Raw genomic sequence first — 1464 nt, forward strand, 5'->3', positions numbered from 1 at the left:
CCTGCCCGCGTCGGCACGCCGGGTGCCCGCGCCTGCCCGCGCCGTCCCCGCGGGCCGGCCGGGGACGCCGTGAGCCTGCCCGAGAGCACGCCGCCCACCGCCGTCGCCGGCGCCCCCGACCAGGCCTCCGTCCGGCGGCTGTACTCCAGCGCGTCGTGGCTGGGCGGCAGCACGCTCGTCAACGCCGCCATCGGCTTCGCGTTCTGGATCGTCGCGGCGCGCGTCGTCGAGCCGGACGTCCTCGGGGTCGAGGGCGCGGTCCTCAACGTCGTCATGCTGCTGGCCTGGCTCTGCCAGCTCGGCATGCAGAACGCGCTCACCCGCTTCATGCCGGTGGCCGGCGCCGGCACCCGCAGCCTGGTCGTGCGCACCTACCTGGCCTCGACCGTGCTCGCGCTGGTCTGCGGGCTGGCATGGCTGGCCTGGTCGGCGCTGCGGGCCCAGCCCCTGTTCGGGCTCCCGCTGTGGCTGACGGCGTGGTCCGCCTTCTCCGTGCTCGCCTGGACCATCTTCAGCCTGCAGGACAGCGTGCTCGTCGGCGCCCGGAAGCCCCACCTGGTCGCGGTCGAGAACGCGGTCTACAGCGCGGTCAAGCTCGTGGCCCTGGTCCCCCTGGCCGTGCTGCTGCCCGAGGGCGGGCTGCTCGTGGCCTGGGTGGCGCCGGTGCTGCTCTTCGTCCCGGTCGTCAACGCCTTCGTCTTCCGCCGGCTGCTGCCGCGCGACGGCGCCGGCGAGGGGCCGGTCGGCGGGCGCGAGGTGGCCCGGTTCGTGGCCCACGACTTCCCGGGCGGCGCGGCCTCGATGCTCGCGGTCCGCCTGGTCCCCGTCCTCGTGCTGGCCCAGCTCGGCGGCCGCGACACCGCGTACTTCCTCGTCGCGTGGCAGGTCCTCATGGTCCTGGAGCTGTCGCTGTCCTCGCTCGGGCTGTCGCTGACCGTGGAGGGGGCGGGGGCCGACGACGCCACCGTCCGGGCCCTGGTCGGCCAGCTGCTGCGGCGCGTCCTGCCGCTGGCGCTCGCCGGCTGCCTCGCCCTGGTGGTCCTGGCCCGTCCCGTCCTCAGCCTGTTCGGCGAGGAGTACGCGGGCGAGGGCACGACGGTGCTGCGCGTCCTCGTGGCCACGCTGGCGCTGCGGGTCGTGGTCGACGCCGCCGTGTCGGTGATGCGGGTGCGGGACGACCTCCGGCTGCTGCTGCTCATCGAGGTCGTCCGGGCCCCCGTCGCGCTCGGCGCGTGCTGGCTGCTGGCCGGGGCGTACGGCGTCACCGGGGCCGCGGCCTCCTACGGGGTGACGAACATCGTGCTCGCGGTCCTGGCCGGGCTGTACCTGCGGGGCGTGTTCCGGGCCATGGACGCCCGCGCGACCGCCTGAGCCCCCGGGGGCCGGACGGCCCGTCACCCGTCCGCGCGGGCGGCCGCGACGGGCGGTGAGCGGCAGGGCCGGTCGCGGGGGGCCGGGTCCCCC

The 1464-nt window shown here is 76.7% G+C and carries 1 protein-coding gene; it reads left to right on the forward strand.

The genetic code is table 11. From position 1 onward, the window contains the following. Positions 1-1371: lipopolysaccharide biosynthesis protein (locus tag WCS02_RS20260; protein ID WP_340296117.1), on the forward strand; the 1371-nt coding region annotated here is incomplete at its 5' end. Between the last annotated feature and the right edge of the window lie 93 nt (positions 1372-1464).

This window comes from Aquipuribacter hungaricus (assembly GCF_037860755.1).
GTDB classification, from domain to species: domain Bacteria; phylum Actinomycetota; class Actinomycetes; order Actinomycetales; family JBBAYJ01; genus Aquipuribacter; species Aquipuribacter hungaricus.